This window comes from Nonomuraea sp. MTCD27 (assembly GCF_041950495.1).
Classification (GTDB): Bacteria; Actinomycetota; Actinomycetes; order Streptosporangiales; family Streptosporangiaceae; genus Nonomuraea.
Genome location: NZ_JBGNUW010000010.1, coordinates 192,534 through 206,117, shown reverse-complemented (window position 1 = coordinate 206,117; position 13,584 = coordinate 192,534). Strand labels below are relative to the sequence as shown.

At 72.4% G+C, this 13,584-nt stretch carries 10 protein-coding genes; 7 read left to right on the top strand and 3 right to left on the bottom strand.

Annotated elements, in window-relative coordinates:
* The first annotated feature begins 2 nt into the window (after positions 1 to 2).
* Complete coding sequence (locus tag ACBJ59_RS28765; RefSeq protein ID WP_375113343.1) at positions 3 to 1,961, top strand: protein kinase; 1,959 nt, start codon at positions 3 to 5, stop codon at positions 1,959 to 1,961.
* 83 nt (positions 1,962 to 2,044) lie between these two features.
* Here ACBJ59_RS28765 and ACBJ59_RS28760 read toward each other — a convergent pair whose 3' ends face one another.
* Positions 2,045 to 2,302, bottom strand: coding sequence for a hypothetical protein (locus tag ACBJ59_RS28760; protein WP_364118960.1), 258 nt, complete (start codon positions 2,300 to 2,302; stop codon positions 2,045 to 2,047).
* 470 nt (positions 2,303 to 2,772) lie between these two features.
* Between ACBJ59_RS28760 and ACBJ59_RS28755 the strand changes: the two genes are divergently transcribed.
* Entirely contained in the window at positions 2,773 to 4,158 is a 1,386-nt protein-coding gene (locus ACBJ59_RS28755; protein ID WP_375113342.1) for a class II fumarate hydratase, read from the top strand.
* 3 nt (positions 4,159 to 4,161) lie between these two features.
* Here the strand turns inward: ACBJ59_RS28755 and trpD are convergent, their stop codons facing one another.
* Positions 4,162 to 5,211 carry an anthranilate phosphoribosyltransferase gene (trpD, locus tag ACBJ59_RS28750; protein WP_375113341.1) on the bottom strand — a complete coding sequence of 350 codons (1,050 nt, stop codon included), beginning with the start codon at positions 5,209 to 5,211 and terminating at the stop codon, positions 4,162 to 4,164.
* Between the two features lie 241 nt (positions 5,212 to 5,452).
* Here trpD and ACBJ59_RS28745 point away from each other — a divergent pair, with 241 nt between their 5' ends.
* The 5 genes from ACBJ59_RS28745 to ACBJ59_RS28725 are packed head-to-tail and all read left to right on the top strand — an operon-like array spanning position 5,453 to position 11,544.
* Positions 5,453 to 6,205, top strand: coding sequence for a 3-hydroxybutyrate dehydrogenase (locus ACBJ59_RS28745; RefSeq protein ID WP_364118968.1), 753 nt, complete (start codon positions 5,453 to 5,455; stop codon positions 6,203 to 6,205).
* The gene (locus tag ACBJ59_RS28740) at positions 6,205 to 8,097 is read left to right on the top strand and encodes a helix-turn-helix domain-containing protein (protein ID WP_375113340.1); all 1,893 of its coding nucleotides are present in this window, start codon (positions 6,205 to 6,207) and stop codon (positions 8,095 to 8,097) included. The genes ACBJ59_RS28745 and ACBJ59_RS28740 overlap by 1 nt, the downstream gene beginning before the upstream one ends.
* Positions 8,098 to 8,128: 31 nt before the next feature.
* Positions 8,129 to 9,403 carry an MFS transporter gene (locus ACBJ59_RS28735; RefSeq protein ID WP_375113339.1) on the top strand — a complete coding sequence of 425 codons (1,275 nt, stop codon included), beginning with the start codon at positions 8,129 to 8,131 and terminating at the stop codon, positions 9,401 to 9,403.
* Positions 9,400 to 10,398: an alpha/beta fold hydrolase gene (locus tag ACBJ59_RS28730; RefSeq protein ID WP_375113338.1), complete on the top strand. Its 999-nt coding sequence runs from the start codon at positions 9,400 to 9,402 to the stop codon at positions 10,396 to 10,398. Before ACBJ59_RS28735 ends, ACBJ59_RS28730 begins: the two co-directional genes overlap by 4 nt.
* Positions 10,399 to 11,544 (top strand): alpha/beta hydrolase family protein, encoded by a 1,146-nt coding sequence (locus ACBJ59_RS28725; protein WP_375113337.1) that lies wholly within the window; start codon positions 10,399 to 10,401, stop codon positions 11,542 to 11,544.
* Here ACBJ59_RS28725 and ACBJ59_RS28720 read toward each other — a convergent pair.
* Complete coding sequence (locus tag ACBJ59_RS28720) at positions 11,534 to 13,531, bottom strand: glycosyltransferase family 2 protein (RefSeq protein WP_375113336.1); 1,998 nt, start codon at positions 13,529 to 13,531, stop codon at positions 11,534 to 11,536. The two genes, ACBJ59_RS28725 and ACBJ59_RS28720, sit on opposite strands and share 11 nt — an antisense overlap.
* Positions 13,532 to 13,584 lie beyond the last annotated feature (53 nt).

The following is a 13,584-nucleotide window of genomic DNA, read 5'->3' as shown; positions in this document are numbered from 1 at the left end:
TCATGCCGGAACAGCAGACACGCCTGCTCGCGGAGCGCTACGAGCTCATCACCCCGCTCGGCCGGGGCACGATGGGGACCGTGTGGCGCGCCCGCGACCGCGCGCTCGGGCGCGAGGTGGCGGTCAAGGAAATCCGCCAGGACCCGGGTCTCACCGAGGAACAGCGGGCCGAGCTGCGCGAACGCATGGTTCGTGAGGGCCGCATCGCCTCGCGCATCAACCACCCGTCCGTGGCCTCCATCCATGACGTGCTGATCCAGGACAACAGCCCGTGGATCATCATGGAGCTCATCGAAGCCCGCTCGCTGGAGCAGGTGATCGAGGAGGAGGGGCCGCTGCCGCCGCGGCTCGTGGCGGAGATCGGCGTGGATCTGCTCGGAGCGCTGCGCGCCGCGCACGCCCAGGGCATCACCCACCGCGACGTCAAGCCCGGCAACGTGCTCATCACCGAGAACGGGCGCGTGGTGCTGACGGACTTCGGCATCGCCAAGGCCGAGGGCGACTCGCGGCTGACGAAGACGGGCATGGTGATCGGCTCCCCCGGCTACACGGCCCCGGAACGTGCCAGGGGCGACTACACCGGCCCCGAGTCGGACGTCTGGTCGCTCGGGGCGACTCTGTACTTCGCCGTCGAGGGACGTCCCGCCTACGAGCGGTCCACGATCGCGGAGACGCTGGCGGCGCTGCTCACCGAGAGCGCCGACCCGCCCACGCAGGCGGGGCAGCTTCGACCCGTGCTGAACGGGCTGCTGAACAAGGACTACCGGCAGCGGCTCGGCGCTGCCAAGGCGGAGACCCTGCTACGCATGGTCGCCGACACCCCGACGAGCGAGATGCCGGTGCTCACGGCCGAGGCTCTTAAGGCTCAGGAGGCCGCTTTGCCCGACCCGTTCGCCGCTCCGCAACCCACCACCCCTGGAGACCAGGGACCCGCCGGCCGCGCGACCGGCCCCCAGATTCCCACCGGACAGGGCGCAGGCGCTCAAGGCCCCGCCGGCGGTCAGAGGGCAGCCACCCAGGGCCAGGGCGGGCCCGCTCAAGGTCCCGCCGGCCGAGGCCGCCCCCAGAACACAGGCCCGCAGGCCGCGACCCCGCACGCCGCGGGCATGGGCGCCGCTGGCATGGGCGCCGCGGCGTCCGGCGCGCCGCATCCCGGAGCGCCGGGGCCGCAAGGGCCCGGCGGACGCGGCGGCCCAGCAGGCTCCGGAACGCAGGGTCCCGGAACGCAGGGCCCAGGAGCGCAGGGGCCCGGAGCGCAGGGGTCCGGCGCCCAGAGGTACGGCGCGCAGGGGCCGAGCGGCCCCAACAGCCCCGGCGGCGGGCAGCAGCCCGGCGCGCCCGGGCAGCGACCGGCCGGAGGCCAGGGTCAGACACCTCCCTCGGGGCCTCAGGGACCGTCCCGCGGGTCGAACGCGCCCACCGTGCCACAGTCCACCCCGGGCCGTCCCCCGCAGGGACAGCAGCCCTTCCAGGCGCAGGCGGCGGGCGGTCCCGGCGGCGCCGGCCAGGGCGGCGGCCCGCACGCCAACCCGCCGGCTCCGGAAGGCGACTACGACCCGGAGCGTACGGTCAGCATCTCCCGGCCCAAGGGCCCGTTCCCGTCGGGGCCGGAGCAGGGCGGCGGCCGGCCGCCGCAGCATCCGGGTGACGAGGGCTCCGTCGCCACGACCCGCATCCCGTCGCCCAAGAACGGACCGCCGGGCCAGCAGGTCTACCCGCTGCCCGCGCCGCCCACGGGCGGCCAGCAGCCGCCCCGGCACCAGCCGATGCCGCAGGGGCCTCAGGGCCCGCAGCAGGTGCCGCACGAGAGCCAGGGACTGGGCACGGACCTGTTCGCCATCGCCGGGCAGCCGGAGCAGAAGCCCGCGGGCAACCGCAACGGCATGCTGGTGCTGATGGCGGTGGCCGCGGCGGCCGCCGTGGTGATCGCCGTCCTCATCGTGGCCCTCTTCTCCAGCTGATCGGTCCGCCCCGGACCGGCGACAGGCAGGGAGCAGGGCCGCGCCGGGTGTCCGGTGCGACCCTGCCCGGCCTGATCGTCGCGCTAGTTGTTGATGTTGGTGTTCGTGTTGCTGATGTTGATGTTGCCGCTCCCGTTGCCGCCGCCTCCGTGGCCACGGGCGCGGCACTTGGCGGGCTTCTTGTGGAATTTGCAGGGGTGCAGCGGATAGGCGACTGTCTGCGTGGTGGTCTTCTGGGCCGACGTGTCGGCGGCGGCGGACTGTGCGGCGACCGCGACGGGCGCGACCAGCGCTGAGGCCGCCAGCGCACCGGCGGCGAGAACGTTGTTGACCTTGATCATAGAAGATCGCCTCTTGCTGGTTTCCCAGGATTGGCGTCCGAAAAATGCCAGTACGGACGTTGGGTTAAGACCCACGCTAGGAACCAGCGGTGGCGAAGGTGATCTGATGGAGGCAAAAGTCGCGGCTGGCCATGATTGCCGAGGCATACGCGGCCAGAATGCCCGGAAATCGGTTAACTACGCTGCGCTACGACCGTAATATCCGTCATGCCGTGCGCTAAAGGGCGGCTTAAGGGACGGCGGCCCGGCCGGAGGCGCCGGGCGAGATGTATCGCACAGGCGCCCGGTCCGGCAAAGCCCCTCGACCCGCGGCCCCGCACCCGTTGGCGCGCGCCCGGCGTACGAGCCGGTCCCGGCGAGGTGATGCGGAGGTAGACCAAGGCGCCGCTGAGCTGGCGATCCGCTGACCTGGGACCCCCGGCGGCGCCGGTTTCGAGCCCGGCGCGAGATGGTGGGTCAGACTGGAAGTCATGAGCGAGTTCAGGATCGAACATGACTCGATGGGCGAGGTACGCGTGCCCTCGGGCGCCAAGTGGCGCGCGCAGACCCAGCGGGCAGTGGAGAACTTCCCGGTATCGGGCCGGCCTCTGGAGCCGTCCCACATCGCCGCCCTCGGCCTGATCAAGGCGGTGGCCGCAGAGGTCAACGGCGAGCTGGGCGTGATCGACAAGGACATGGCGGAGGCCATCGCGCAGGCCGCCGCCGACGTGGCGGAGAACGAGCACGACGCCCACTTCCCGATCGACGTCTTCCAGACCGGCTCCGGCACCTCGTCCAACATGAACGCCAACGAGGTGATCGCGACGCTGGCCGAGGAACGGCTGGGCCGGCCCGTGCATCCCAACGACCACGTGAACGCCTCCCAGTCGTCCAACGACGTCTTCCCGACCTCGATCCACGTGGCGGCGGCGACCGAGGTGACCTACCACCTGCTGCCCTCGTTGAGGCACCTGGCGGAGGCGCTGCGGGAGAAGGCGATCGAGTTCGACGGCGTGGTGAAGTCGGGGCGCACCCACCTGATGGACGCCACGCCCGTGACCCTGGGCCAGGAGTTCGGCGGGTACGCCACGCAGATCGAGCACGGCGTCGTACGCGTCACGGCGGCGCTGGAGCACGTCCTGGAGCTGCCCCTGGGCGGCACCGCCGTGGGCACGGGCATTAACACGCCGCAGGGGTTCGCCCAGGAGGCGATCGGCAAGCTGCGCGAGGCGACCGGCATCCCGTTCCTGGAGGCGAGGGACCACTTCGAGGCCCAGAGCGCGCAGGACTCCATCGTCGAGCTGTCCGGGCAGCTCAAGGTGGTGGCGGTGTCGCTGACCAAGATCGTCAATGACCTGCGCTGGATGGGCTCGGGGCCGCGGGCGGGGCTCGGCGAGATCAACCTGCCCGACCTGCAGCCGGGCTCGTCCATCATGCCCGGCAAGGTCAACCCGGTGATCCCCGAGGCCACGGCCATGGTCGCGGCCCAGGTGATCGGCAACGACGCGGCGATCACGTTCGCGGGGGCGTCCGGCTCCTTCGAGCTGAACGTGCAGCTGCCGGTGATCGCGCGCAACATCCTGGAGTCGATCAGGCTGCTGGCGAACGTCTCGCGCCTGCTCGCCGACCGCTGCGTCTCCGGCATCACGGCGAACGTCGAGCGCCTGCGCGAGTACGCCGAGTCGTCCCCGTCGATCGTCACCCCGCTGAACCGGTACGTGGGCTACGAGGAGGCCGCGAAGATCGCCAAGCAGGCCCTGGCGGAGCGCAAGACCATCCGCGAGGTCGTCATCGAGCGCGGCCACGTGGCCGCGGGCACCCTGACGGAGGAGCAGCTCGACGCCGCGCTCGACGTACTCTCGATGACCAGGCCGTAGGGGTCACACCTGGCCCGAGGCCGTCCTCGTGGCGTGGGCCCAGCGGGTGAGCAGGGACAGGGCGGCGCCCGAGTCGACGGCGTCCGCGGTCCGCTTGTGCGCCGCGGCCAGGACGGACGTGAGCTCGGCCGCCGGCGGCGTGCCGTCGGCGGCCACCACGGCGGCGGCCGCGTTGAGCAGGACGACATCGCGCACCGGGCCCCGCTCGCCGGAGAGCACCGCCCGTGCCACGTCCGCGTTGTGCCGCGCGTCGCCGCCGCGCAGGTCGTCGGCATGGGCGCGCGGGATGGACAGGTCGAGGGGATCGAAGGCGGTACGCGTCACGACGCCCCGGCGTACGACCCAGATCGTCGAGGGCCCGCAGGTCGTCAGCTCGTCGAGCCCGTCGTCGCCCCGGAAGACGAGCGCGGAGCAACCGCGCTCGGCCAGGACGCCCGCGATGACCGGGGCCATGCCCGGATGGAAGACCCCGACCGCCTGGGCGGGCGGGAGCGCGGGGTTGGTGAGCGGGCCGAGGAAGTTGAAGACCGTGGGGACGCCGAGCTCGCGGCGCGGCCCCGAGGTCCGTCTCAGCGCCGGGTTGAAGACGGGCGCGAAGCAGAACGTGATCCCGACCTCGTCCGCCACCCGGACCACGGCGGCGGGCGGCAGGTCGACGACCACGCCGAGCTCTTCGAGCACGTCCGCCGCCCCCGCCATGGAGGACGCGGCCCGGCCGCCGTGCTTGACCACCTTGGCGCCCGCGGCGGCGGCCACGACGGCGGCCATGGTGGAGATGTTCACGGTGTTGGCCCGGTCGCCGCCGGTGCCGACCAGGTCCACGGGGTCGCCCTGGACCCGGATGGCCGACGATCTGGCCAGCATGCCGTCGGCCAGCCCGGACACCTCCGCCACGCTCTCTCCCTTGGCCCGCAGGGCGATGGCGAACGCGGCGATCTGGGCGTCCGTCGCGCGGCCCGACATGATCTCGCCCATGGCCCAGGCGGCCTGGCGGGAGGTCAGCGACACGCCGTCCAGCAGCGCGGTGAGGAGCCGCGGCCAGGTGGTGGTCATGAAAGTCCCCTTCTCGTCAGTGCTCGACGGGGGGACACCCACCAGAAACGGTGACGGCCGCCTCGTCGAGGCGGCCGTGTGCGTATGCGCCGGAGGTCCGCCTAGGAGGCGGGCCACCACTGTGACGAATACGCGATCATGCCCCCAACATAGCAGATGCCCTTGATCCACATATGGCGGCACGCATCTATGTCGCCCGCACCCATGCGGCGCGGCGCGGCCACCGCCTAAGGTGCGGGGTATGGCGAACGAGCTGACGGGGCGGACCGCGCTGGTGACGGGGGCCGGGGGCGGCATCGGGGCGGCGTGCGCCCGGCGGCTGGCCGCGGCGGGGGCCAGGGTGCTGGTCGTCGACATGCGGGCCGAGCCCGCCGGGAAGGTGGCCGCCGAGATCGGCGGCACGGCCGTGGTGGCCGATCTGAGCGACCCGGGTTTCGCGGCGGCGCTGCCGGACGAGCCCGTCGACATCGTGGTGAACAACGCCGGGTTCCAGCACGTCGCGCCGATCGAGGAGTTCCCGCCCGAGGTCTTCGCCACGATGCTCAGGGTGATGGTCGAGGCGCCGTTCCTGATCGCGCGGAAGGTGCTGCCCGGCATGTACGCCAGGGGCTGGGGCAGGTTCGTGAACATCTCGTCGGTGCACGGGTTGCGGGCCTCGCCGTACAAGTCGGCCTACACGACGGCCAAGCACGCGCTGGAGGGGTTCTCCAAGGTGGTGGCGCTCGAAGGGGCGCCCCACGGGGTGACCTCGACCTGCGTCTGCCCGGCGTACGTGCGGACGGGCCTGGTGGAGGCGCAGATCGCCGACCAGGCTAGAGTGCACGGCATCGCGCCGGAGGAGGTCGTGGAGAACATCATGCTGGAGCCCGCCGCGATCAAGCGGCTGATCGAGCCGGAGGAGGTGGCCGAGCTGGTCGCCTACCTGTGCGGGCCGAGCGGGGCGTTCATCACCGGGGTGTCGCTGCCGGTGGACGGCGGGTGGACCGCCCGCTGATGGCCAGACACTTCCTCGAACTGCTGGCCAGGGAGGCTTCGGCGGTCGAGTTCGAGGGGCCGATCATCCAGGCCAGGGCCGCCGGCGCCGACCCGGCCGCGATCGAGGAGCTGGAGCGGGCCAAGGTCGAGGCGCTCAAGGTGCGTGACCTGCTCAAGCGGCGCGCCCGGCGCGAGGCCGAGCTGTCGGCGCTCTACGACACGGCCGGCGACCTGGCGGCGCTGCGCGACCTCGACGCCGTGCTGGAGGCGATCGTGCACCGGGCCAGGCAGCTCCTGGCCACCGACGTCGCGTACATGACGCTGCACGACCCCGAGCGCGGTGACACCTACATGCGGGTCACGGACGGGTCGATCTCGGCCAAGTTCCGGGCGTTGCGGCTGGCCATGGGGGCGGGGCTGGGCGGGCTGGTCGCGCAGACGGCCACGCCGTACTCGACGGCCGACTACTTCGCCGACGCCAGGTTCCGGCACAAGGAGCACATCGACGAGGCCGTCAAGGAGGAGGGGCTGGTCGCCATCCTGGGCGTGCCGCTGCGGCTGGGGCAGCGGGTGATCGGCGTGCTGATGGCGGCCAACCGCAGCGCGCGGCCGTTCCACCAGGAGGAGGTGTCGCTGCTGGCCAGCCTGGCCGCGCACGCCGCCGTCGCGATCGACAACGCCAGGCTGCTGCAGGAGACCAGGAACGCGCTGGAGGAGCTCTCCCACGCCCACAGGACCGCCAGGGCACACGGCGAGGCCGTCGAGCGGGCCGCCATGGCCCACGACAGGATGACCTCGCTGGTGTTGCGCGGCGGTGGCATCGAGGACGTGGCGGCCGTGGTGACCGACGTGCTCGGCGGGTCGCTGGCCGTGCTCGACGACCTGGGCCGGGTGATCAGCGGCGACGCGGGCGAGCTGGCCGGGCTGGACGCCGGGGTGTTCGAGGCGGCGCAGGCGTCCAGGGCGCTGGGGCGTACCGTGCGCAAGGGCGATCTGCTGATCGCCTCCGCGGACGTCGGCGGGGAGCCGCTGTGCACGCTGGTGCTGCGCAGCGACGACGCCGACGAGCGCATCTTGGAGCGGGCGGCGCTGGTGTGCGCGCTGCTGCTGCTGTTCCGCAGGAGCGTGGCCGAGGCCGAGGGGCGGGTCAGGGGCGAGCTGCTCGACGACCTGATCTCGCGGCCCGACTCCCCCGGGCTGGCCGACCGGGCCAGGCGGCTCGGGGTCGATCTGGGCGCGCCGCACGTCGTCGTGGTGGCCAAGCACGAAGGGCAGCGGGAACGCGCCGCCTTCTGGGCCTCCTCCCAGGCCGCGATGCGGCACGGGCTGGCCGCGGGGCGGGGCGACGAGGTGGTGCTGCTGCTGCCGGGCGAGAACGCGGGCGTCATGGCGCAGCGCGTGGCCGCCGAGCTGACCGCCTCGCTGCACGGCACGGCGACCGCGGGCGCGTCCGGCGTGGGCGGGCAGGGCGGGCAGGTGGTCCAGGACGTGGCCGCCGCCTACCAGGAGGCGCGGCGGTGCGCGGAGGCGCTGATCGCGCTCGGGCGCGCGGGCGGCGGCGCGAGCGCGGCCGAGCTGGGGTTCGTCGGGCTGCTCGTGGGCGACGGGCGCGACGTGCGCGGGTTCGTCGACAGGGTGCTCGGCGAGGTGATCGACTATGACGCGCGCAGGGGCACCGCGCTGGCCGGCACGCTGGAGACGTACTTCGGCACGGGCGGCTCGCCCTCGCGTACGGCCGAGGCCATGCACATCCACGTGAACACCGTCACGCAGCGCCTCGACCGCATCGGCAAACTCCTGGGCGACGGCTGGCTGGAGCCCGAGCGGGCGCTGGAGATCCAGCTCGCGCTCCGCCTGCACCGGCTCGGCCACACATCCGGCACGAAGACTGTGGGCCCGAACACCATATGAGTGACCTCGGTCACAACCTACGGTGACCGGCATGGCCACTTCCATCAAGAAGATCGTCGCCGCGAGCCTGATCGGCACCACCGTCGAGTGGTACGACTTCTTCCTGTACGGCTCGGCAGCCGCCCTCGTGTTCAACAAGCTCTTCTTCCCCGAGTCCGACCCGCTGACCGGGACGCTGCTGGCGTTCCTCACCTACGCCGTCGGATTCATCGCCCGCCCGCTCGGCGGCCTGGTCTTCGGCCACTTCGGCGACCGGATCGGCCGCAAGACGCTGCTGGTCGTCAGCCTGGTCATGATGGGCGCGGCGACATTCCTGATCGGCTGCCTGCCGACGTACGAGACGCTGGGGCCCGCCGCGGCGCTCGTGCTGACCTCCCTCCGGCTCGTGCAGGGCTTCGCGCTCGGCGGCGAGTGGGGCGGCGCGGTGCTGATCGTCTCCGAGCACGGCGACACGGCGCGGCGCGGCTTCTGGGCCTCCTGGCCGCAGGCGGGCGCCCCGGGCGGCAACCTGCTGGCCACCGGCGTGCTGGCGGCGCTGGCCGCCTGGCAGAGCGACGAGGCGTTCCTGTCGTGGGGCTGGCGCGTGCCGTTCCTGCTGTCGGGCGTGCTGGTGCTGATCGGGCTCTGGATCCGGCTGACGATCAGCGAGTCGCCGGTGTTCCGGGAGTCCGCGCCCGAGCCCAGGGCCCCGATCGTCGGGGTGCTGCGGTATCACTCGAAGGACGTGCTCACCGCGATCGGCGCGCGCCTGGCGGAGAACATCTCCTTCTACCTGCTGACCGTCTTCGTCATCACCTACGCCAAGCAGAACGGCATCTCCAACTCGACCGTGCTGAACGCGGTGCTGATCTCCTCCGCCATCCACTTCGTCACGATCCCGATATGGGGCGCGCTGTCCGACCGGGTCGGCCGCCGCCCGATCTACCTGGCGGGCGCCGCCGGCATCGGGCTGTGGATCTTCGCGTTCTTCCCGCTCGTCGACACGGGCAACTTCCTGGCGATCACCCTGGCGGTCACCGTCGGCCTGCTCTTCCACGGCATGATGTACGGCCCGCAGGCGGCCTTCTTCTCCGAGCTGTTCGGCACCAGGACGCGCTACACCGGCGTCTCCATCGGCGCGCAGCTCTCGGCGATCGTGGCCGGCGCGCTGGCCCCGATCATCGCGGTCGCCCTGCTGCAGGCCTACTCGAGCAGCGTGCCCATCTCCATCTACCTTGGCCTGGCGGCGGTGCTCACCCTGATCGCGGTCTACACCGCACGCGAGACCCAGGGCCGCGACCTGGCCGAAAGGATCCACGCGCGATGAAGGTCACCACACCCAGGCTCACCCAGCACGTCCTGACCGTCGAGGGCAGGACCACCGGCGAGCCCGTGCTGTTCGTGCACGGGAACGTCTCCTCCGGCGCCTTCTGGCGCGACAGCCTGGCGGCGCTGCCCGAGGAGTACCGCCCGCTCGCGGCGGACCTGCGCGGGTTCGGCGGGACCGACCCGGCGCCCGTGGACGCCACGAGGGGGCTGCGGGACTACTCCGACGACCTGATCGAGCTGATCGGCGAGCTGGGCCTGGACGGGGTCCACCTGGTCGGCTGGAGCATGGGCGGGGGCGTCGTCCTGCAGATCCTGCGCGACCGCCCCGCGGCCGTCAGGAGCGTCACCCTGGTCAACCCGGTCTCCCCGTACGGCTACGGGGGCACCGCGGGCGCGGACGGCCGGCTCACGCACCCGGACGGCACGGGCGCGGGAGCCGGGGCGGCCAATCCGGACTTCCTGGCCCGGCTGCAGGCGGGCGACATGTCGGATGAGTCGCCGACGTCGCCCCGCAACGTCTTCCGCTCCTCCTACGTCAAGCACCCCGTCCCCGACGAGGACTTCTACGTCGCCGCGATGCTGACCACCCGGGTCGGCGAGGCGCACTACCCCGGCGACGCCGCCTCCTCCGACGCGTGGCCGGGCGTGGCGCCGGGGAAGACCGGCGTGCTCAACGCCCTGGCGCCCACCCACTTCCGCCTGGACGACCTCCACGAGATCGACCCCAAGCCGCCGATCCTGTGGATCAGGGGCGCCGACGACGTGATCGTCTCCGACGCGTCGCTGTTCGACCTGGCCCACCTGGGCGCGCTCGGCGTCGTGCCCGGCTCCCCCGGTACCCCGGCCCAGCCCATGGTGGCGCAGACCAGGGCGGTGCTGGAGCGCTACGGCCGCTTCCAGGAGGCCGTGCTGGACGACTGCGGCCACAGCCCGCACCTGGAGCACCCCGCCGAGTTCCAGCGCCTGCTGGCCGAGCACCTGAGGAAGGCGTAGATGCTGGTCGCACTCACCCTCGTGGCGAGCTTACTGACGCCCGCCCAGCAGCTCACCGTGCCGGGCGCCGAGCGCGCCGAGATCGCCGCGCTCGACGACCTGACCACGGCGGGCACGGCGCTCACCGGGCACACCGACCCGGCCGACTGGGCCGGGCTGCACTCGGCCGCCACGGTCAACCCGACCGGCGTGCCCGGCATCCAGATCGACGGCTACTTCCCCGACACCTCCACCGGCAACGCCACGCGCGGCTGGAACCATGACTCCCAGTTCGTGATCAGGCTGCCGGAGAACTGGAACGGCGGCCTGGTCGTCAGCGGCACCCCGGGCAACAGGGAGCAGTACGCCAACGACTACACGATCTCCGACTGGGTCCTGTCCAAGGGGTACGCGTTCGCCGCCACCGACAAGGGCAACGTCGGCGTGAACTTCCACGAGGACGGCCGCTCCCCCGGCGACGCCATCGCCGAGTGGAACCACCGCGTCACCCAGCTCACCGTGGCCGCCAAGGCCGTGGTCAGGCAGCGGTACGGCCGCAAGCCCGACCGTACGTTCGCCGCCGGCATCTCCAACGGCGGCTACCTGGTCAGGTGGCAGCTGGAGAACCGGGGCTGGCTCTACGACGGCGGCGTGGACTGGGAGGGCACGCTCTGGCGGGTCAAGGGCGACAACCTGCTGAACTTCCTGCCCCCGGCCCTGAAGGCGTACCCGGACGAGGCCGGGGTGCGGGCCGCCGGGTTCGCGGCGGGCTCGGAGTTCCTGTGGCCGTTCCACCGGCAGTACTACTGGGAGCTCACCCAGCAGCTCTACCAGAAGGAGCTGGACCCGTCCTACCAGGGCGCGCCCGCCGACTACGACTACGACGAGCGCCGCCCGTACGCGGCCGTGGCCAAGATCGCGCTGACCGGGCGGATCACCAAGCCGCTGATCACCCTGCACGGCACGCTGGACACGCTGCTGCCCATCTCGCGCGACTCCGACGTCTACGCGAAGATGGTCGGCCCGCACCGGCCGTTCCGCTATCACCGCGTCGAGGGCGGCAACCACCTGGACAGCCTGGTGGACGTCCACCCCGACCGGCTCAAGCCGATGCTCCCGGCCTTCAGGAGCGCCTTCCAGGAGCTGGAGGGCTGGGTCAGTCCCTGAGGTAGCGATGCCTGCCCGCGCGCGCCCAGCGCACCATGTGCCGCGCGCCGGGCAGCCGCCTGCCGAGGCGGTACAGCACGGTCTCCCGGCCCATGGGCGAGCGGCGCTCGGGACCGACGGCGGTGGCCGGGCGCACCTCGACCCGGCCCCTGCGCATCTCCAGCGCGAACCGCAGCCCGATCTCCTCCTCCGAGGAGCGCAGCGAGGTGATCCAGTCGCCGGGGCCCAGATGCTCGACGCCCGGCATCAGCCGCTTGACCGGCACCTTGGCCACCAGCTGGCCCGCGATCCGCCCCGGCACTCCCGCCTCGACCAGCGCGGGCGCGCACACCTCGCGGCCCCGCCGGCCGGTGCTGCGCAGCACCAGCTCCAGCGCCGGCCCGCCGCTCGGCGGCACGTACGGCACCGGCAGCACGACGTAAAGGTGCTTGTCGAGCTGCTTGACCATCACGCCCGGCGACACCAGCGCGATCGACTCGGAGAACGAGCGCGGCTCGATGGCCAGGCCCAGCTCCCCCTGATCGCTCCAGCACGGCACCACCAGCCGCATCCTGGGCCGCTGGGCCAGCACGCCCAGGCAGTTGAGCGGGCCCTCGGGGCGGCTGACCCGGCTCCTGGCCTGGTTGGCGCCGCTGTACATGCGGACGTGCACCTCCCACTGGCCCGGCCTGAGCGGCTCGCCGAGAGCGGCGCTGGTGATGTCCAGCCTGGTCTCGCCCTTGATCCGGATGCGGACGCGGCGGCGGCCGTCCTGGATGCGCTCGACGTGCTGGGTCAGCGGCAGGAAGTGGACGACGCCCGTCTCGGTGTGCCGCACGTAGAGCTCGATGCGGGCCCGCTCGACGGCGTCGGTGATGTCGGTGACGTCCGGCGACAGCTTCTTGGTGTCCAACGAGCGCGGCGGGATCCAGTGCAGGCGGTCGCCGTCCACCCGGTACCTGTCCGGTGAGCCGTCGCCGGCCCGGATCTCCGCGGTCAGCCCGAGCACCAGGACGTGGGCGTCCCAGCGCACCTCGGTGAGGTCGGCGCGCAGGCCCGCGCGCCTGACGGAGTTCGCCAGCAGCACGATCTGGTCCAGGCGGCCCATCCGTACGTACCCGGCCACCACGCGGAGCTGGACCGGCAGGTGGCGGTCGAGCCGCTCGGGGAAGCGCCGGGCCATCAGCTCCTGGACGACGCGGAAGTGCATGCCCCGGTCGACGGAGGAGTCGGCGAACTTGGCGGTCACCAGCGGGCGCAGGACGGCGTAGCGGAGCCAGTAGGCGTACATGCGGTCGCGCTGGCGGCCCTCGCCCACGTACGTGTCGATGTCGTCGAGCAGCGCGTGCAGCTCCTTGACGATCGCCCGCGGCTCCTCCTCGGCAGGCGGGCGCTCCCCGAGGTGGCAGCAGACGTGCTCGGCCAGCACCGCGACGACCTTGGCCTGCAGGTAGGCCCGCAGCACGAACGCCTGCTCGCCCATCCGGCCGCCGGGCACCGAGAAGCCCAGCTCGTGCTCCTCCAGGAAGGCCCGGCGGTAGAGCTGCTGCGGGACCAGCAGAGTGAGCAGCCGGTCGCGCAGGATGTCGGCGCGGGCCGAGCTGCGCTCGAACGCCGTCATCGGCGGGCCGTAGTCGCGGATCAGCCGGCCGACCAGCACGTCCGCGTCGGTCTCCACGGCGCGCTCATGCATGTGCACGAGCGCGTCCCGCTCCAGGCGGTCGCCCGGGTCGAGGAAGTAGACGTAGTCGCCGGCGGCCGCCGCGAGCCCCACGTTGCGGCCGCGGCTCGGTGAGCCCGTGTACGGCAGGTGCAGCGCACGGACGTTCGTCCGGACCGTGGCGATGGTGTCCAGGCGCTCGGCGATCCCGTCCGTGGACCCGTCGTCCACGAAGATCACTTCGTATTCGTCCGCGGGCATCGTCTGCTCCAGCGCGGAGCGGATGCACGCGTCGGCGGTGTCACCCGGATTGTGGACATTGATGATCACACTGACCTTCACACCCATGCGGCCAGCGTGCGCCCGTATACAGGATCGGGCGTGACGGCTTGCCGATTAGA